Origin of the sequence: Actinomadura keratinilytica (assembly GCF_039539665.1) — a bacterium.
In the GTDB taxonomy this organism is placed as follows: Bacteria; Actinomycetota; Actinomycetes; order Streptosporangiales; family Streptosporangiaceae; genus Spirillospora; species Spirillospora keratinilytica.
The window spans coordinates 38,581-57,197 of record NZ_BAABDO010000002.1; the positions used below are offsets into that span (position 1 = coordinate 38,581).

The window sequence follows — 18,617 nt, forward strand, 5'->3', positions numbered from 1 at the left end:
CCCGCGGGCGGGCCGTCCCGCCGTCCCGAACGCGCCGGCCAGGCGGTCGGTGCGGCGGGGCGCGCCTTCGTGCGCCCATAGGGCCTGACGTTCGGCGTTCGGCCCGTCACGGCGCGCCGCCCCGAAGATCGGCACTGCCGGGCCGCCGTAGTAGGCTCCGGCAGACCCCCGTAGAACCCGCATTCGGGAGGTTCACCAGCATGTCGTCCCCCCGGTTGCCTTCGACCGCCCGCGTACGCCTGGTGTGCCAACCGTGAGGGCCCGGCGCTTGACCTCCATCCGGTCGAGGATCGCGATGATGCTCCTCGTCCCGCTGCTGTCGCTGGTCGCGCTGTGGGCCTACCTCACCGCCATCAGCTTCGGCGACGCCAAGGCCCTGCTGGACAGCGACCGGTTCCAGAACCGGACGCTGCTGCCCACCCAGCGGCTGGTCGACGCGCTGCAGAAGGAGCGCCGCCTGTCGCTGGCCGCCCTGGGCGCCCGCTCCGCGGCCCGGCAGTCCGAGCTGGCCGCCCAGCGCCGGGCCACCGACGGGGCCAGGGCGACCGTGGAGCGTTATAGAAAGGACCCCGCAGCCGGCGACACGCTCGAACCCCCCGTCCGCGCGCGCCTGGACGGGCTGCTGCGGGAGCTGGGCGAGCTGGACGACATCCGCCGCCTGGTCGACGGGCGCGACGCCGACCGCACCCGGATCCTGAACGACTACTCGCAGATCATCGACGCCGCGTTCGGCGTCTACGGGGCCGTCACCCCCGAGGACCCGCGCATCGCCGCCGAGGCCCGCGTCCTGCTGGAGCTCACCCGCGGCCGCGAGTACCTGGCCCGCGAGGACGCCCTGATGGCCGGCGTGCTGGCGGCGGGCCGCCTGACCGCCGCCGAACGCGCCCAGTTCGCCCAGTTCACCGGCGTCCAGCGGTACGCCTACGCCGACGCGGTGCCGAGCCTGAACACCGCCGACCGGGTCCGCTACGACCGGCTGGTCGCCATGCCGCAGTTCTCCCGGCTGCGCACCCTGGAGGAGCGGGTCCTGCACGCGGCCGAGCCGACCGGGCGCACCGCCGCGCGCACCGCCGGCCGCGCCGAGAGCACGGCCCGCACGGCGCGCGCCGGCACCGCGGCCGACTCCTCCGCGCACATGACGCCGCCCGTCGGCGCGGTGGACTGGAACGCGGCCGCCGTCTCCGTCCTCGACCGGCTCTACGGCTTTGAGAACCAGGTGCTGGACGGCGTCACCGAGCGGGCCCGCGGCATCGCCATCGGCGTGTTCGCCCGGCTCGCCGTCGCCGGCGGCCTCGGCCTGGTCGCGCTGGTGCTGTCCGTGGTGGTCGCGGCGCGCGTGTCGCGGCGGCTGCTGCGCGAGTGCCGCACGCTGGCCGCCCGCGTCGTCGACTTCACCAAGCGGCGGCTGCCCCAGCTCGCCGAGGACGCGCGCGCCGGACGGCCCATCCGCACGACCGACGAGGAACCCGAGGCCCACTACCAGATCGACGAGATCCGGCAGATCTCCGAGTCGTTCGCGCGCGCCCGGGAGGCGGTCCTGCTGGCCGCCGCCGCCGAGGTCGACGCCCGGCGCGGCCTCAACGAGGTGTTCGTCAACCTGGCCCGCCGCAACCAGGCGCTGCTGCACCGCCAGCTCAGCCTGCTGGACGAGATGGAGCACCGCACCGAGGACCCCGCCGAGCTGGCCGACCTGTTCCGGCTGGACCACCTGGCCACCCGCATGCGGCGGCACGCCGAGGGCCTGGTCATCCTGGCCGGCCGCCCCTCCGGCCGCGGCTGGCGCCGACCGGTGCCGCTGGTGGACGTGGTGCGCGGCGCGGTCGCCGAGGTGGAGGACTACCCGCGGGTCCGGGTGCAGCCGCTGCCCCGGCTGGCGCTGGCCGGATCCGCCGTCGCCGACGTGGTGCACCTGCTGGCCGAGATCGTGGAGAACGCCACCACCTTCTCCCCGCCGCAGTCGCCCGTGCGGGTCAGCGGGCACCCGGTGGCCAGCGGCTTCGCCATCGAGGTCGAGGACCGGGGGCTCGGCATGTCCGCCGAGGCGGTGCGGCTGGCCAACGAGCGGCTGGCCGACCCGCCGGAGTTCGACCCCGCCGACAGCGCCCGCCTCGGCCTGTTCGTGGTGGCGCGGCTGGCCCGCCGCCACGACATCCAGGTCACGCTGCGGCCCTCCCCGTACGGCGGGACGACCGCGATCGTGCTGCTGCCGTCGTCGCTGATCGTCGAGCCCGAGGATCCGCCCGTCCGGCGGCCCGCGGGCGAGCAGGAGCGGCGGGTGCCGCAGCCCGTGGTGGTCGCGGCGCCCGCCTCGGCGCCGGCCGCCGCGACCGGGCAGCAGGGCGTCATGCGGCTGGTGGCCGGTCCGTCCGAGCCGCCCGCGCCGTCCGGGCGGTCCGGGCGGTCCGAGGCGCCCGCGCTGCAGCCCGCGGCCGGTGACGGGGCGTCGGACGAGCTGCGGCGGCGGCGCCGCACGGGACGTCCGCCCGTCGGCGGACCTCCCGCCGCAGAGGCGCCCCCGGCCGCAGGGGCGCCCGCCGATGAGACGTCCCCCGCCACCGGGGCATCCGCCGAGGAGCGGCGGCCGCCCGCGGCGGACCGGGAGCCGCTCCTGACCGAGGACGGGCTGCCGCGCCGCAGGCGCCAGACCCACCTGGTGCCCCAGCTGCGCGAGAAGGTGGACGCCGACCTGGCCGCCGCGGCGCTGCGTCCCCCGGACGACGGCGTCCCGCCCGCCGGCACGGGGCCCCTGCCCGCTCCGCCCGTCCCGCAGGCGGACGCCCCGCCCGCCGAGCCCGCCGCCGCCCCGGCCGCCGCGGACCCGCAGCGCTCGCCCGACAGCCTGCGCACGATGCTGTCGGCGATGCAGCGCGGATGGGAACGCGGCCGCCAGGAGGCGGAGCGGGACGGCGCCCCGCCGCCCCCAGCCCAATCTCCCCGAGCCCAGGAGGACGACAGCCGATGACAGAATCCCAGCAGGCCGGCACGGACACTGCGGGCGGACCCAACGGTGAGCTGAGCTGGCTGCTCGACAACCTGGTCCAGCGGGTGGCGAAGGTGCAGAACGCGGTCGTGCTGTCCAGCGACGGCCTGCGCATCGCCTCCTCCAGCGGGCTGGAGGCCGAGCAGTCCGACCACCTGTCGGCGGTGGCGGCCAGCTTCCAGAGCCTCGCGCGCGGCGCCGGGGAGAGCTTCGGCGGCGGCCCGGTGCGGCAGACCATCGTGGAGATGGAGTCGGCGTTCCTGTTCGTCACCGCCGCCGGGCAGGGCGCCTGCCTGGCGGTGCTCGCCGACGCGGGCGCCGACCTCGGCGTCATCGCCTACGAGATGGCGATGCTGGTCACGCGGGTCGGGCAGCATCTGTCGGCCGACCCGCGGGTGGGTGCCGAGCCGGGTGGCGCGTGACATGGCGGGCCCGCATCCCACCGGCCCCGGCGCCGCGGGGCGCCGGCCGCCGGCCTGGCACGACGAGTCGGCCGGGCCCGTGGTGCGCCCGTATGCGCTCACCGGGGGCCGCACGGACCACCAGCGCGCCGAGCAGTTCGACATGGTCGCGCTGATCGTCACCGACGAGGCGGCGGCGGCCGGGCTCACCTCGGGCGGCGACGCCGCGGAGCAGGGTCCGGCCGGTCCGGGGGCGCCCCCGGAGGCGGCTCATTGGGCACCGGAGCCGGAACATGAAATGATCTTGGCACTTTGCCACACCCCGCTGTCGGTTGTCGAGATAGCGTCGGAACTTGAACTCCCCCTCGGGGTCGTCCGGGTTCTGCTCGGCGACCTGCTCGACCGCTCGCTGATCCAGGTCCGCCGACCCGCGCCGGTGGCCCAGTTCCCCAGCGAGCGCGTACTCAAGGAAGTGATCGATGGAATCCGTGCGCTCTGACGCGGGCCCGCCGCCGGGCGATTCCGCGCTGACCGTCAAGATCCTGGTGGCCGGCGGGTTCGGAGTCGGCAAGACCACGCTGGTGAGCGCGGTGAGCGAGATCCGGCCGCTGCGCACCGAGGAGGCGCTCACCGAAAAGAGCATCGGGATCGACGACACCACCGCCGTCCAGGACAAGACGACCACGACGGTGGCCATGGACTTCGGGCGCATCACGCTGCCCAACGGCCTGGTGCTGTTCGTGTTCGGCACGCCGGGCCAGGACCGGTTCTGGTTCATGTGGGACGAGCTGGCCAAGGGCGCGCTGGGCGCGGTGGTGCTCGTCGACACCCGGCGGCTGGCCGACTGCTTCGCCTCGGTGGACTACTTCGAGCGCCGCGGCGTCCCGTTCATCATCGGGGTCAACCGCTTCGAGGGTGCCACCCGGCACTCGCCCGAGCAGGTGCGCGACGCCCTGGACCTGCCGTCGTACGTGCCGGTCATCGACTGCGACGTGCGCGACCGCGAATCGGCCAAGCAGGTGCTGATCACGCTGGTGGAGCACATCATGCGGTCGATGAGCAGCCGCCGCGACCCGGGCGCGCTCACCCACTGAACCGCCGCCGGTCCGGCCGCCGCCGCGCGGCGCACCGGCGCCTTTCCGGCCCCGGCGGGACGGGCGGCCTGCCACGTCCCGCCGGGGCCGGCGCCTGCGGCCCGTCCGCGCTGCGGACGGCCTCACTCCATCTCGGACAGGCGGGCCGGGTCGAAGCCGATGGGGAAGGGCCGGCCGACCGCCAGCTCCTCGCCCGCCCTGACGCGGGCGTGCGTGCGGTACGCGGCGCCGTCCCGCGCCTCGGCGGTCAGCTCCAGCAGCGTCACCGCGGGCCGCGGCTCCAGGTCGACGATCCAGTAGTGCGGGATGCCCGCGGCGGCGTACTCGGCGACCTTCGCGCACCGGTCGATCCGCTCGCTGCCGGTGCGGGGCGTGACGACCTCGGCGACCAGCAGCAGGTCGGGGCCGTAGTAGCAGCGGCTGCGGCGTTCCAGCGCGGCCCGGGCCACCTCCCGGCCGACCACGAACACGTCGGGCTTGCGGACGCCGCGCGGCGTGATGACGTCCTGCGGCGCGCCCGCCACGTGCACGTCCGCGCCGGCCCGCCCGGCGGCGTCCTTGAGGATGTCGCGCAGCCGGGCGGCGGCGTGGTCGTGCCACACGTCGCCGGGCAGCTCGGTCAGCCAGCCGTCCGCCAGCTCGTAGCGGCGCCCGTCGTCCTCGGGCATGGCGTCCAGGTCGTAGAGGGTGTACGGGCCGAACGCGCGGCCGACCGAGTGCACCACGGGACACGCCCCCCTTCCCGAGCACCGGGCCTTCTTGATCACCTGCCGTATCGCGAATGTAACGGACCGTCCGCGCGGACGGGTGCAGGGCGCGCGTCCGACCCGATATCTCTCGCCGGGCGAGCAACGCCGAGTTACGATGTATCTCGATTTATCCGTCCAAGGTCGACTCGGCTTGACCCTCCGGTGGCGGGAGGGTGCAGGCTCGCCGGCGGCGCCGTCCCTCCGGATGCCGGAAGCGGCGTCCCGCCCGGTGCCGCGCAAGGACGCGAAGGGGAGATGCCATGACTGTCGAGCAGCGGCCGCGGCCCGCGCAACCGGCCGGGTCATCTCTGCGCGTCTCCGACCGCGACCGCGACGAGCGCCTCGTCCGCCTGCACACCGCCTTCGCCGAGGGGCGGCTGACCGAGGCCGAGCTCGACGAGCGCATCGACCTGGTGCTGGCCGCCCGCACCTACGCCGACCTCGACCGCCTCACCGCCGACCTGCCCGGCGCCGGCTGGACCGCGCCGGACGGCCCGGCCTCGGGCGCCCCGCGGGCCCGCGTCGTCCCGGCGCAGCGCACCGGCCTGGTGGGCCGCTGGCAGATGGCCTACAAGAGCAGCGTGCGCCGCACCGGGCGCTGGCGCCTGCCCGAGCGGTACACCGTCGTGGCCTACAAGGGCGGATGCCTGCTCGACCTGAGGTCGGTCGAGCTGTCCTCGGCGGTCACGGTCGTGCGGGTGGTCGCCTACAAGTCGAACGTCGACATCGTCGTCCCGCCGAACGTGCGCCTGGAGATCAGCGGGCTGGGCGTGTCCGCCGACGTGCACACGGCCGCCGCCGGCCCCGACGCTCCCGTCGTGCGGGTGCACGGCATCGCCTACAAGGGGTCGATCGAGGCAAAAGATCAACTTCGCCTGGCCTGAGGCGATATAAACGCTCCGCGATACCTTTGACCGGCGATCCGGCGGTTGTCGGTACAGAGACTGACGTGACGCGGTTGGATGGTGTTCCATCGCCGAGTCGGCACCGACGGGTCCTGCGGGACCGCTGCGCGTGTGAAGGAGCGGGAGTGACGGCACAGACCCCTGAGCAGGACAGTGCCCGGCCACAGGCGGGGACGGATCCTTCCCCGGGGCCCGACCTGTCCGGCCCGAGGGCCTCCCGCCGGATCAGGCAGCGGCTGGCCTTCAGCGCCCCCGACACGCTCGGCGAGACGCCCGCGCCCGGCGGCCGTCCGTCCCGGGGCAGGGGCGGGCGGGCGAAGAACGTCCCGTCCCCCTGGCAGCGCGCCGAGGAGGCCTGGCGCCGCGCGGGCGTGCCCTGGCCGGACGCGGACGAGGCGGCCGAGCCTGCCGATCCCAAGCCGGGCAAGCCCGCCGAGTCGGCGGCCGCTTCCCCGAAGGCCGAGTCCAAACCGAAGGCCGCGGCCAAGCCGGCGCCGAAGCCGAAGGCGAAGGCCGAGCCGAAGGCGAAGAGCGAGCCGAAGCCGCGGGCCGAGGCCGACGCCGAGCCCGCGTCCGCAGCCAAGCCGAAGGGCGCGTCCAAGACCGCCGCAAAGCCCAAGACGGAGCCCAAGCCCGCCTCCAAGTCCGCGTCCAAGGCGGCGCCCAAGTCCGCCTCCAAGGACAAGGCGGCCTCCAAGGCGGCCTCCAAGGCGGCGCCCAAGGCAGCGCCCAAGGCGGCGCCCAAGCCCAAGACGACCGCCAAGCCGAAGGCCGGGCCGCAGGCGAAGTCGAAGACCGCCCCCAAGCCGAAGGCCGGGCAGAAGGCGACCGCGGCCGCCAAGTCGAAGGCGGCGGCCAAGCCGAAGACCGAGTCGCAGGCGAAGGCAAAACCGAAGACACAGCCGAAGACGCAGGCGAAGACACAGCCGAAGGCGAAGACGCAGACCAAGCCGAAGACGCAGACCAAGCCGAAGACGCAGCCGAAGGCGGCGGAGGCGCAGAGCACCGCCCCGGCCGCGGCGAGCGGACGCAGGCGGCTGGTGGGCGCCGGGGCCGCGGCCGTCGTCGTGGTCGTCGTGGCGGCGGGCGTGTACGCGACCGGGAGCGGCGACGACGAGGCCGGGCCGGCGGTGCCCGCGGCCGTCGCGGCCGACCGCCTGTTCGGCACCGATCCGGCGGCCGTGACGGACGGCCTGGTGCAGGAGCTGTCGGCCGTGGCGGCGTCCGGCGGCACCGTCGTGGCCGCCGGGAACGAGAAGGCGGGCGACGGCGCCGCGGGCCGGGAGCGCGCGCAGTTCCTGTTCTCCGGCGACGCGGGGCGCAGCTGGCGGCTGGCCCAGGTGAAGGCCGCGGGCGGCGGCGAGCCGGCGCCCGGCGACCAGCCCCGGCACATCGCGGGCGGCTCGGGACGGTGGGCCGCGCTGGGGCAGGCCGCCCCGCAGGCCGGCGCGGCCGCCGCGGCCGCGGGCGTGGCCGTGTGGACCAGCCGGGACGGCCGCGTCTGGACGCGCGAGGCGACCAACGCCGGCGCGGCTTTCCGGCCGGGCGACCGGATCAACGCGCTGGTCCGCACGTCCGCCGGGTTCGCGGCCGTGGGCGCGAACTCGCCGAGCGGCACGTTCCGGGGCGACCAGCGGGCCGTGCTGTGGACCTCGGCCGACGGCCGGTCCTGGCAGCGCGTCGACCGCCCGGCGAACGGCGAGATCACCGGACTGGACCGGGTGGCGGCGACCGGCAACGGCGCCCTGGTGGCGCACGGCCGGTTCTCCCGGAAGGTCACCAAGACCGTCACCCGCAAGGGCAAGCGCAGGAAGCAGACCGTCACGCAGCGCGGCGAGGGGCTGTGGCTGACGGCCGACGGCGGGCGCACGTGGACCCCGGTGACCGTGCCGCAGGCGCAGGGCTCCTACGGCTCGACCATCGGGCTGGCGTCCGGCCCCGGCGGCGTGTACGTCGCCCGTGAGGGCTGGCGCGTCACCAAGGTGAAGAAGCGCCGCACCATCACCCGCTACGGCGTGGTGTTCTTCTCGGCGGACGGGCGCACGTGGGCGCCTGCCGGGCAGGTGTCGGTGCCGTCGTACGGGGGAGTGGCGCGGCTGGCGGGGTCGTCCACCGGCCTGGCGGTCCTGGTGCGCGGCAAGGGCGGCGCCGGGACGGTGCTGCGCAGCGGCGACGGGCGCACCTGGCGGCCCGGCGGCGACGTGGGGGCCATGGCCGCCGCCCCCGGTTCGGGGCTCACCGTCAGCGGGCTGACGGTCGCGGCGGGCGCCGCCGCCGTCCTCACCGGGCGGCGGGGCGACGACCCCTACCTGGCGCTGTCGGGCGAGGCGGCGGCCCGGCCGGTGAACGTGGTGGACCTGGCCAAGGTGCCGGGGGCGATCCGCCCCGAACGCGCCGTCACGTCCATGAGCGTGGGGGCGGGACGCGTCGTCGCCGTGGGCAGCACGGGCGGCGGCGGGGCGGTGTGGAGCGCGCCCGCGGCGGACCCCGGCGCCTGGGCGCGCGCGCAGACGCCCGACCTGCGCGCGGGCAAGGCGGTCGGCGGGCCGCGCCAGCCGCGGCAGCGGTTCGGCGACGTCGCCTACGGCGCCAAGGGGTGGCTCGCCGTCGGACGCGTCACCGCCCCCGACGGGAAGGTGACACCCCTGGTGGCCGGGTCCGCGGACGGGGTGACGTGGCGCAAGACCCCGTTCCCCGGGGTGCGGGGCAACATGGTGGACGGTGTCACGTCCGGGCCGTCCGGCTACGTCGTCGTCGGCGCGTCCGGGGGGAAGGCCGCCGTGTGGCGTTCCACCGACCTCAAGACCTGGAAGCGCGGTTCGAACGCGGGCAAGGGCGATCTGGACGGCCGCGCGTGGCTGCGGGACGTCACGGCCACCGCCAAGGGCTACGTGGCCGTCGGCGGCCGCCAGACGGCCGCGGGCAACGGCCGCAAGCCCGCCAAGCCCGTCTCCTACCGGCCCGCGGTGTGGACGTCCCAGGACGGCGTGAAGTGGTCGGCCGTCGCGCCGCCGCCGCTGCCGTCGGGGGTCGCGTCGGGGGCGTTCCACCAGATCGTGGCGCGCGGCGACGTCCTCGTCGGGCTCGGCTGGGGAACCACGCCGCAGACCGCGGGCAAGCCCGCGCGGTGGCTGGGGTTCATCGGGGTGTCGTCCGACGGCGGCCGCACGTGGCGTACGAGCGTGCCCGCGGGAGCCGAGGAGGCGTCGGAGCTCACCTCGTCCGCGGTGACGCCCAAGGGGTTCGTGGTGGCCGGCGCGGTCGGCCGCAACGGCGCGCAGGACGCGGCCATGTGGGCCTCGGCGGACGGGGTGACGTGGCGGCGCGTCCCGGCGCGCGGCACCGGCCTGGACGGGCCGGGGGACCAGCGGCTCACCGCGCTGGCCGCGGTGGGCGGGGACGTGCTCGCCGTGGGCGTGAACGCCGACCACCGGGGTGAGACGTCCACCTTGTGGCGGACGACCGCCCCGTGACCCGCGTCCACGCCCGGAGCGGTCTCGTTCGGGGTAGCGGTTCGGTTACGGAAGGCGGCGGCTCAGCCGTTGCACCCGCAGGCGCAGCCCTTCGGGCAGGAGCATCCGCCGCCGTGTCCACAACTGCATCCAGCTTTGCTCATGCCCGAAACCTAGCTCTTCGGGCGATGGGCGGTCTATGACCGAAACGCAATGAATGTCTGAACACGCGGGCAATGTCGTCATGACCCCCGCGCTCCCGGCGCACCGGTTATCGGGGGAAAGGCCCCCGCGTTCGGTCGAACCGGAAAACGCGGATGTAGCGGATGCGTCGCCGACGGCGATACTCCGGATGGCGCGCGATGGTCGGCGGCCCACGGGCAGCGCACGCCGACCATCGCCCGCGACCGTTCCCCAGGTGCGCAGGGAGGCGTCGGCGGCCCTCAGCCCGCCGTCTCGCGCCCTGAGACGGGCCACCGCTCCCCGCCGTGGCCCGCGGGCCTCCTGCCGCGTCTGCGCGCCGCCTACTGGCCGGAGGGCGTGCTCGGGGCGGCGGCGGTCTTGCCGGACGACATGTCGATGCGGACGACGGCCGGGTCGCGGTCGCCGGCGGAGCGGTCGGCGAACTCCGACCGCCGGTGCACCACGTCGTACTCGTGCTTGCGGCGCGCCAGCGACGGGCTGAGCATGATGTGGTCGAGGGCCTGCGCGTTCCCGGCCGACACGCTCGTGTACCGCTGGGCGCGGGGCAGCTCGTCGGTCAGGTTGCGCAGCCCCGTCGCCCGGGTGAGGGCGCGCACCGGGTCGGAGAACTCGGTCTCGTTGAGGCCGCCGGTGACGATGACGTCGGCGTCGCCGTCCACGGCGCGCACCGACCGGACGAACCGCGCCACCACCTTCGCCTGCGCGGCGCGGCGCCACTCGCTGGGGCGGCGCGGCGGCTGGATGCGCCCGAACTCGGGCTGGTCGTCGCTGCTCTTGGGGTACCAGTCGTTGGCCACGACGATGATCCGCCGCCCGCGCCAGGTGATCTCACCGGCCAGCGGCTTGCGCGCGTTGCTCCACACCGGGTCGGTGGGCGCGACGCGGCCGGGGCTGAGGCTGAGCCGGGCCTGCCCGCCCACGGCGAGCGCGCGCACCGACGTGCGGGTCAGGTCGGGGCCGCTGGGCGACGCGGCCGGGTCCAGGCCGTCGCCGGAGCCGCTCGCGGGCCGGTCGACGAAGCTCAGCCCCCGGTCGGTGCGGAACAGGAACCCCACGTGGTCGTTGGCGCCCTCCTCGCCGCCGTCGGCGTTGTCGCGCGGCGCCACCGACCGCCAGTCGTAGTCCGGGCCGCCCGCCTCGCTGATCGCCGTGATCAGCTCGGCCACGGTCTGGTCGGCGGAGACCGTGCCGTCGTCGTCGGGGCCGCTGTTGTCCCGTACCCCGGACACCGTGATCAGGTCGGGTGAGCGCAGGCCGTCCACGATGTCGGCGGCCACGGCGCGGAACCGCTCGCGCGATGCGCTCGGGTCGAGGCCGTCCACGGTCAGCGTCGCCACGGCCAGCTCGCCGGAGCGCTGCGGACGCGTCGTCTCGCGCCGCAGCCCGCCGCTCTTGGTGCGCGGCGTCGCGGTCGGCAGCAGCGTGTAGACGCCGTAGCCGTAGTCGAGCACGCCGTCGACGGCGCCGGGCAGCCGGTCGCCGACGTTCACCGGGGGCAGCGGGGCCAGCGCGTCGTCGAGGAGGATCCGTTCGGGGTTGGCGTCGCCGACCGCGGCGACGATGCCGCCGCGCGCGGTGCGCGGGCCCGCCCCGGCGCCGCCCGCGGGCAGCACGGGGATCCGGCCGCCGCTGGTCGGGCCGACGGCCACCGCGTCCTGCACGCGGACGCGCATGCCCTCCAGCGTCTCGTAGAAGTCCACGGCGTCGCGGGTCGGGTCGAACGAGCCCCGGGTCTCGATGTTGAGCGGCAGGCCGCGGCCGTCGTCGTCCACCACCTCGCCCGGGGGCCTGCGGCCCCTCGGCCCCAGCACCACCGGCGCCGGCAGCTGCACGCCGCGCGCCTCCACCGCGGTGGCGGTCGCGTCGATCTCGGTGCGGCTCAGGGTCGCCGACGCCTTCCCGCCGGGGCGGAACTCGCTGACCCTGCCGTCGACGCGCACGGCGTCGGCCACGGCCACCGACGGCCGGTTGCGCGTGTAGACGAAGATGCCCTCGGACGTGGCGGGGTTGCGGTCGGGCCGCGGGTCCTGCATCCAAAAGCCGGTGGCGGTGACGGTCGTGACGACGCCGCGCACGCCCCTCACCCGCGCCCCGTTCAGCGGCGACACGTGCCCGGCGCCCTGGATGTCGTGGATGCGGATCTGCCGGGCGCCCGCGGTGGCGGACGGCGCGGTGCCGCCCGCGCCGGCGCGCGCGGCGCCGCCGGGGGTGCTCTGCGCCCCCGGTGCGCCCCGTGCGGCCTCGTGCGCGGAGACCCCCGCACCCTCGGGCGGTGCCGCCTGGGAGGTCGGCACCGCGAGGACGGGCAGGGCGAGCACCGCTCCCATGAGAAGGGTCCTGGGCGCTGAGGGGCGGCGTCCGCGCCCCCGTCCGACGTAGGTCACCCACGCTCCATGCTCGACTGACGCGCGTGTTCTCGGTGGTGCGCTCGGCGCCCGCCGGTGACCGGCGGGCGCCGTACACGACAAAGGATGACATGCGTTGTCGGCGGGGAAGAAGCGGTTGCCGAACAACCCGGATGATCTTGGGTGAACGGCCGGCCCCGCCGCCGGGTCAGTCGAACAGCACCACCTGGCGGATCACCTCGCCGTCGCGCAGCGCCCGCACGGCGTCGTTGAGGTCCTCGAAGCGGATGCGCCGGGAGATCAGGCCGTCGATGTCCAGGCGCCCGGCCCGCCACAGGTCGACGAACATCGGGATGTCGTGCTTGAGGTCGCAGCCGCCGTACAGCGACGCCTTGAGGTTCTTGCCGTCGAACAGCAGCGCGAACGCGCTCAGCTGGACGTTGTCGTCGGCCGCGCCCGCGCCGACCACGATGACGTCGCCGCCGCGCCGGGCGAGGTTCCAGGCGGTGGTGATGGCCGCGGCCTTGCCGACCACCTCGAAGACGTAGTCGAAGCCGGCGCCGCCGGTCAGCAGGTTCTTGGTCTCGTCCAGGCCGTCCGGCGTGGCGACGTGCGTCGCGCCGAACTGCTTGGCGACCGGGTGCTTGGCCTCGTTGGGGTCGACCGACAGGATGGCGGACGCGCCGGCGATCTTGGCGCCCTGGATGACCGCCAGGCCCACGCCGCCCGCGCCGACCACCGCGACCTTGGACCCGGGCCGCACCCGCGCGGTGTTGACCACCGCGCCCACGCCGGTGGGGATGCCGCAGCCGAGCAGCGCGGCGTACTCGAACGGCACATCGTCGGCGATCTTGACGACGCCCTGCCGGGGCACCGTCATCTCCTCCGCCCAGGTGCCGCAGCCCGCCATGCCGAACGCGGGGGTGTCGGCGCCGATGCGGAACCGCGGGTCGCTGAACGACTGCGCCATGAACGTCATGCACAGGTACGGCTGCCCGCGCAGGCAGTCGGGGCAGGCGCCGCAGTCGGGCGTCCAGTTGACCACCACGTGGTCGCCCGGCTTGACGTGGGTGACGTGCTCGCCGACCTCGGCGACCACCCCGGCGCCCTCGTGGCCGAGCACGGCCGGCGGCACGACGGGCAGCACGCCGGTCATGGTGGACAGGTCGGAGTGGCAGACGCCGGTCGCCTTGAGGTGGACCTTCACCTGGTCGGGACCGGGGGCGACGGCGGTCACGTCGTCGCGCAGGTCGAGTTCGGTGTCGCCGACCGCGTGCAGTACCGCGGCACGTGCCATGGCTGCCTCCACTGAGGGGATCGGACGCCGCGCGGGGCGCGCGGGTCGCGGAAAGGGGTGGGGGAGGGAGGATGGTGGACGGCCGGGATCACTCGTCGAGGGTGAGCGCGGCCTTGGGACACGACCGCACCGCGTGCCGGACGCGGTCGGCGTGCTCGGCCGGCACGTCGGGCAGCAGGATCCGCAGCTCGTCGTCGTCGGTCAGGTCGAAGACCTCGGGAGCCAGGCCCACGCACACGGCGTTGGCCTCGCAGACCAGGGGGTCGACTCGTACGCGCATCGCCTTCTCCGTTCACTTCCCGGTGGGCTCGCGGTTCCGCGGTACGGGCACGCGAACACGTTCTAGCGGCGGCCCGGGTGCCAGGTCGCGCCGGCCGCCGCCTTCCATCATCCTCCGGAAGGTCCGGCTGCCAACATAGCGAACGTCATTCGGTTTGGTCACGGGTGGGGCGGACTCCGTGCTCTCCGGTGGTGTCGGGATGCGGGTCGCCCGGAGGGCGGGCGGTGTGCGGCCCGCCGTGCGGCGCGGTCCAGCCGTCCCGGCCGGCGCCCGCGGCGGCCGGGACGTGCCGCCGTCCGCTGCCCCACCACCGAAGTAGAACACGTTTCACTAAGACGTCACAAGGCGGACGCCCGACCGGGCCGCCGCCCGGATAGAGTGCGCGGCAGACCCGGCTTACCCGGGCGCCGCCCCCACGGCCGCCGACCGACCACGGAAGAAGGCACGGATGACCGACACCATGGCGTCCACCGGCGCGGGAACCCCCTCCGAACCGGCCCCGCCCGCCGCCCGGACGCCCGTGGACACCGCCTATGAGCCCATGCCCCCCGACCTGCTGCGCGCCGCGCTCAACGCCAAGGGCTTCATGCCCGAGCCCGAAGGGCAGGCGCTGTACGAGACGGCGCTGGAGTACGGCGCGCGCCTCGGCGGCCGCGGGCCGCTGCTGGAGGTCGGCAGCTACTGCGGCAAGTCCGCCATCTACCTCGGCGCGGCCGCGCGCCGCACCGGCGCGGTCGTGGTGACCGTGGACCACCACCACGGCTCGGAGGAGAACCAGGCGGGCTGGGAGTACCACGACCCGTCGCTGGTCGACCCGGAGACCGGCCGGATGGACACGCTGCCGACGTTCCGCAAGACGATCGGCGCGGCGGGCCTGGAGGACCACGTGGTGGCCGTCGTGGGCGCGTCCCGCACGGTGGCGCGGCTGTGGCGCACCCCGCTGGCGCTGGCGTTCATCGACGGCGGGCACGCCGAGGAGCACGCCCGCGCCGACTACGAGGGCTGGGCGCCGTGGGTGATGGTCGGCGGCGCGCTGGTCGTCCACGACGTGTTCCCCGACCCGGTGGACGGCGGGCAGGCCCCCTACCAGCACATCTACCTGCGGGCGCTGAACAGCGGCGCGTTCGTCGAACGGCGCGCCACCGGCTCGCTGCGCGTGCTGGAGCGCGTGGACGACCGCGACCCCCTCGCCGCGCCGTAAGGCCCGCCCGGCGGCCCTCCCGGGCGCCCTGCGCGCGGTTCAGACGCCGCGGTTCAGACGCCGCGGTTCAGACGCCGCGGTTCAGACGCTGACGAGGGCGCAGCCGCAGGCGACCGGGTCGGCGGCCGCGGACGGCCCGAGCGGGCGCCCGCCGATCTCCTTGAACAGGCGGGCGCCCGGCGTGGCGTCCGCCAGCACGTCGGCCGCGAGGATCACCGCGGCGGCCGTGTAGGTGGAACGGTCTCCGGGGAAGTGCCGCCGGTTCTCGAACTGCCAGCCGGTCCAGTACGAGCCGTCCTCGTGCCGCAGGTGCTGGACGGTGGCGAACAGCTCCAGCGCCCGGTCCCGCCGGCCCGCCGCGTCCAGCGCCATCACCAGCTCGCAGCTCTCCGCCGCGGTCACCCACGGCTGGTCGGACACGCAGCGGCAGCCCAGCCCCGGCACCACGAACGTGTCCCAGCCCTCGGCCAGGCGGCGGGCGGCGGCCTCACCGCGCACCGGGCCGCCCAGCACCGGGTAGTACCAGTCCATCGACCAGCGGCGCTTGTCGGCGAACGCCTCCGGATGCTCGGCCACCACGTGCCCGAGCTGGTCGGCGGCCAGCTCCCAGTCCGGCTGCGGCTCGCCCAGGTGCTCGGCGAGGGCCACCGCGCAGCGCAGCGACTGGTAGATCGACGAGCAGCCGGTCAGCAGCGCCTCGCCCGCGGCGCGGCCGTCCGGGTCGCGCATCCAGCGGATCTCGCCGCGCCGCGTCTGCAGGCCCAGGGCGAACTCGACGCCGGCGCGCACCGTGGGCCACATGTGCCGGGCGAAGTCCTCGTCGCCGGTCACCAGCAGCTCGTGCCAGACCCCGACCGCCAGGTAGGCGGCGTGGTTGGACTCGCCGCCCGGCTCGGTGACCTCGCCCAGCACCCACTTGGCGGGCCAGGACCCGTCCGGCCGCTGCGCGCCGCGCAGCCACTCGTAGGCCCGCCGCGCGTGCTCGCGCAGCCCGGCCACGGTGAGCGCCATGGCGGCCTCGACGTGGTTCCAGGCGTCGACGTGGCCGGGCACGCCGTCCAGCGGCGCGAACCAGGGGATGGCGCCCGACGGCTCCTGCTGGGCGACGATGCTGCGCGCGGTCGCGACGATGTCGTCGGCGGTCACCACGCCGGGCACCGACGGGACGGCCTCAGACGGCATCGGCGGTCTCCCGGCCGGCGTCCTGCGCGGCGACCCCGCCGGCGCCGTCCTGCGCACCGTCGGCGGGCTTGGTGAAGTAGACGACGACGCTCTTGCCGATCAGCGGGTTCAGCACGCGCTCGGCCAGCCGGGTCGGCAGCGGCCGCTTCATGATGTCCCACACCAGCAGCTGGTGGTAGGCCTTCGCCAGCGGGTGGTCGTCGTTGTTCACGCCCACCGCGCACTTGATCCACCAGTAGGGGGAGTGCAGGCCGTGCGCGTGGTGGTGGCCGCGCACCCGGAACCCGGTGGCCTTCAGCTTGGCCTCCAGCTCGGCGCGGGTGTAGATGCGCACGTGCCCGCCGGGGGCGGTGTGGTAGTCCTCCGACAGCGCCCAGCAGATCCGCTCGGGCAGCCACGCCGGCACCGTGACGGCCAGGTGCCCGCCGGGCTTGAGCACCCGCAGCAGCTCGCGCATGGCGCGCATGTCGTCGGGGATGTGCTCCAGCACCTCCGACGCGATGATCTTGTCGAAGTGGTCGTCGGGGAAGGGCATGTCGAGGGCGTCGCCCTGGACGGTCCGCGCGGTGGCCTCCTCGGGGGCCTCGCCCGCCAGGCGCATCGCGCCGAACATCTTCTCCACCCCGGCCAGCTCGTCGGCGTCCAGGTCGAAGGCGACGACGTGCGCCCCGCGCCGGTACAGCTCGAAGGCGTGCCGTCCGGCGCCGCATCCCATGTCCAGCACCCGTTCTCCGGGGGTGACGCGGAACCGCTGGAAATCCACGGTCAGCAGGGTCGTGCTCCTTCCGTACGGGGGACCGCGCGCGGCCGTCCCTCAGTCGGTGTGCGGGCCCGGACGGGCGCCGTCTACCGCCGCCGGCGTCTGTCGCCGCGGCGCGCGGCGGCGGCCAGCCGCAGGTAGCGGTGCTGGCGGATCGCGGCGCGGTAGTGCTCCACCGTCGCCTGCGCCACGGCCCGCCAGGCGAACCGCGCGCGCACCCGCGCCAGCGCCGCCTCCGACAGCCGGGCGCGCTCGGCGGGCGAGTCGTGCAGGCGGCGCAGCGTGGCGGCCAGCTCCTCGACGTCGCCCGGCCGCACCAGCACCGCGGCGTCGCCGACCACCTCCGGCAGCGCCCCGGCGCGGCTGGCCACCAGCGGCGTCCCGGACGCCATGTGCTCGACGGCGGGCAGCGAGAACCCCTCGTACCGGGACGGCACCACCGCGATCTCGGCGGACGCCAGCAGCTCGCCCAGCTCCTCGTCGCCGATGCCGCTGACGAACCGCACCCGGTCGCCCAGCGCCAGCTCCCGCACCAGCTTGTCGGTGGGGCCGTCCGGCTGCGGGCGGCTGACCACGACCACGTGCACGTCGCGTTCGGTGGCGACCTTGGCGACCGCGCGCAGCAGCACGTCCACGCCCTTGATCGGCGCGTCCGCGCTGGCCATCGCCACGATCCGGCCGGGCACCCGCGGGCCGCGCGGGTGGAAGATCCGGGTGTCGACGCCCAGCGGCAGGATCTCGATGTCGCGCGGATCGACCCGGAAGTCCTTGACGATGTCCACCTTGGAGGACTCCGAGACGGTCAGCACCGGCCCGACCCGCCGCGCCACCTGCGCCTGCATCGCCACGAACCCGTACCAGCGGCGCTTGCCGAACCGCTCCAGCCAGCCCTGCGCCGCCTCCAGCTCGATCCGCCGGTCCACGCTGATCGGGTGGTGGATGCTGGTGACCAGCGGCAGGCCCAGCCGGGGGATGCCGAGGTTGCCCAGGCCGAGCACCTGGTTGTCGTGCGCCACGTCGAAGTCGCCGCGGCGGCGCCGCAGCTCGCGCAGCATCCGCAGGCTGAAGGTCAGCGGCTCGGGGAAGCCGCCGGTGCGCATGTGGGCGAACTCCAGCACGTCGATCCAGTCGCGGAACTCGCCGAGCGCCGGGGTCCGGAACGGGTCGTCGTCCCGGTACAGGTCCAGGCTGGGGATCTTGGTCAGGACGATCTCGTCCCGGTCCAGCTCCGGATAGGGCTGCCCGGAGAACACCTCCACGGTGTGCCCCAGGTCGACCAGCTCGCGGGTCAGATGGCGCAGGTACACGCCCTGGCCGCCGCAGTGCGGCTTGCTCCGGTAGGAGAGCAGTGCGACGCGCAACGGACCGCCCTGCTCCCGGGGCGGTGCCTGCTCTGCCTCAGCCACGCCAGCCCCTGCTCACGCACCACTCCCGTCCAGTAGGGGGACCCCGGGCGATGCCTCGGCCGGGTGCCGGCGCCGTGGCCGCGCGGCCGCCTCAGCCACGCGCCGACGCCCCCCCGACCTCGCGAACCTCGCGGACCCGGACCGGCATCTCCTTTATCCCGTTTTGTTGAACTAGACCTTAGCCTGCGGAGGTTACCGGACGGTTCAGTATTGGGCATAGCGTCCAAGAGTGTTTCGAAGAGCACATCCGGCTCCGGGCGGGCGAGGCGGGCGCCCGGGCGGCGGTGCGGGCCGCCGCCGAGGCCCAGGTGGGGGCGGCGGCCGGGCCGGCCGGTCGCGCGGGCCGCCGCCGGGCGCGTGG

Annotated in this window: 14 protein-coding genes; 7 read left to right on the forward strand and 7 right to left on the reverse strand. The window is 75.4% G+C overall.

Going from position 1 to position 18,617, the window contains the following annotated elements:
• The first annotated feature begins 295 nt into the window (after positions 1-295).
• The 4 genes from ABD879_RS00915 to ABD879_RS00930 are packed head-to-tail and all read left to right on the forward strand — an operon-like array spanning position 296 to position 4,475.
• Positions 296-2,962, forward strand: a complete 2,667-nt coding sequence (locus ABD879_RS00915; RefSeq protein WP_345016389.1) for a nitrate- and nitrite sensing domain-containing protein — start codon at positions 296-298, stop codon at positions 2,960-2,962.
• A complete protein-coding gene (locus ABD879_RS00920; protein WP_345016391.1) occupies positions 2,959-3,402 on the forward strand; it encodes a roadblock/LC7 domain-containing protein in 444 nt (147 codons plus the stop codon). Before ABD879_RS00915 ends, ABD879_RS00920 begins: the two co-directional genes overlap by 4 nt.
• Position 3,403: 1 nt before the next feature.
• Positions 3,404-3,880 carry a DUF742 domain-containing protein gene (locus tag ABD879_RS00925; RefSeq protein WP_425549608.1) on the forward strand — a complete coding sequence of 159 codons (477 nt, stop codon included), beginning with the start codon at positions 3,404-3,406 and terminating at the stop codon, positions 3,878-3,880.
• A complete protein-coding gene (locus ABD879_RS00930; protein ID WP_345016395.1) occupies positions 3,861-4,475 on the forward strand; it encodes a GTP-binding protein in 615 nt (204 codons plus the stop codon). The genes ABD879_RS00925 and ABD879_RS00930 overlap by 20 nt, the downstream gene beginning before the upstream one ends.
• A gap of 122 nt (positions 4,476-4,597) precedes the next feature.
• Here the strand turns inward: ABD879_RS00930 and ABD879_RS00935 are convergent, their stop codons facing one another.
• Positions 4,598-5,200: a Uma2 family endonuclease gene (locus ABD879_RS00935; protein WP_345016398.1), complete on the reverse strand. Its 603-nt coding sequence runs from the start codon at positions 5,198-5,200 to the stop codon at positions 4,598-4,600.
• A 284-nt stretch (positions 5,201-5,484) separates the two neighbouring features.
• On the opposite strand from ABD879_RS00935, the gene ABD879_RS00940 reads away from it, so the two are divergent.
• Together ABD879_RS00940 and ABD879_RS00945 are read left to right on the forward strand one after the other, a co-directional pair.
• Positions 5,485-6,108 carry a DUF1707 SHOCT-like domain-containing protein gene (locus tag ABD879_RS00940; protein ID WP_345016400.1) on the forward strand — a complete coding sequence of 208 codons (624 nt, stop codon included), beginning with the start codon at positions 5,485-5,487 and terminating at the stop codon, positions 6,106-6,108.
• Between the two features lie 146 nt (positions 6,109-6,254).
• Positions 6,255-9,602, forward strand: a complete 3,348-nt coding sequence (locus ABD879_RS00945; RefSeq protein ID WP_345016402.1) for a beta propeller repeat protein — start codon at positions 6,255-6,257, stop codon at positions 9,600-9,602.
• Positions 9,603-10,105: 503 nt separating this feature from the next.
• Here ABD879_RS00945 and ABD879_RS00950 read toward each other — a convergent pair.
• The 3 genes from ABD879_RS00950 to ABD879_RS00960 all read right to left on the reverse strand — a co-directional run bounded on the left by ABD879_RS00950 (position 10,106) and on the right by ABD879_RS00960 (position 13,707).
• Complete coding sequence (locus ABD879_RS00950) at positions 10,106-12,112, reverse strand: endonuclease/exonuclease/phosphatase (RefSeq protein WP_345016404.1); 2,007 nt, start codon at positions 12,110-12,112, stop codon at positions 10,106-10,108.
• Positions 12,113-12,338: 226 nt separating this feature from the next.
• Entirely contained in the window at positions 12,339-13,427 is a 1,089-nt protein-coding gene (locus ABD879_RS00955; RefSeq protein ID WP_345016406.1) for a Zn-dependent alcohol dehydrogenase, read from the reverse strand.
• Positions 13,428-13,515: 88 nt separating this feature from the next.
• Positions 13,516-13,707 carry a ferredoxin gene (locus ABD879_RS00960; RefSeq protein ID WP_345016408.1) on the reverse strand — a complete coding sequence of 64 codons (192 nt, stop codon included), beginning with the start codon at positions 13,705-13,707 and terminating at the stop codon, positions 13,516-13,518.
• A gap of 541 nt (positions 13,708-14,248) precedes the next feature.
• Here ABD879_RS00960 and ABD879_RS00965 point away from each other — a divergent pair.
• Positions 14,249-14,908, forward strand: coding sequence for a class I SAM-dependent methyltransferase (locus tag ABD879_RS00965; RefSeq protein ID WP_345016585.1), 660 nt, complete (start codon positions 14,249-14,251; stop codon positions 14,906-14,908).
• An 81-nt stretch (positions 14,909-14,989) separates the two neighbouring features.
• Here ABD879_RS00965 and ABD879_RS00970 read toward each other — a convergent pair whose 3' ends face one another.
• The 3 genes from ABD879_RS00970 to ABD879_RS00980 all read right to left on the reverse strand — a co-directional run bounded on the left by ABD879_RS00970 (position 14,990) and on the right by ABD879_RS00980 (position 18,256).
• Positions 14,990-16,090 (reverse strand): prenyltransferase, encoded by a 1,101-nt coding sequence (locus ABD879_RS00970; RefSeq protein WP_345016410.1) that lies wholly within the window; start codon positions 16,088-16,090, stop codon positions 14,990-14,992.
• A complete protein-coding gene (locus ABD879_RS00975) occupies positions 16,080-16,862 on the reverse strand; it encodes a class I SAM-dependent methyltransferase (RefSeq protein ID WP_345016587.1) in 783 nt (260 codons plus the stop codon). The genes ABD879_RS00970 and ABD879_RS00975 overlap by 11 nt, the downstream gene beginning before the upstream one ends.
• Before the next feature lie 74 nt (positions 16,863-16,936).
• Complete coding sequence (locus tag ABD879_RS00980; RefSeq protein ID WP_345016411.1) at positions 16,937-18,256, reverse strand: glycosyltransferase family 4 protein; 1,320 nt, start codon at positions 18,254-18,256, stop codon at positions 16,937-16,939.
• Between the last annotated feature and the right edge of the window lie 361 nt (positions 18,257-18,617).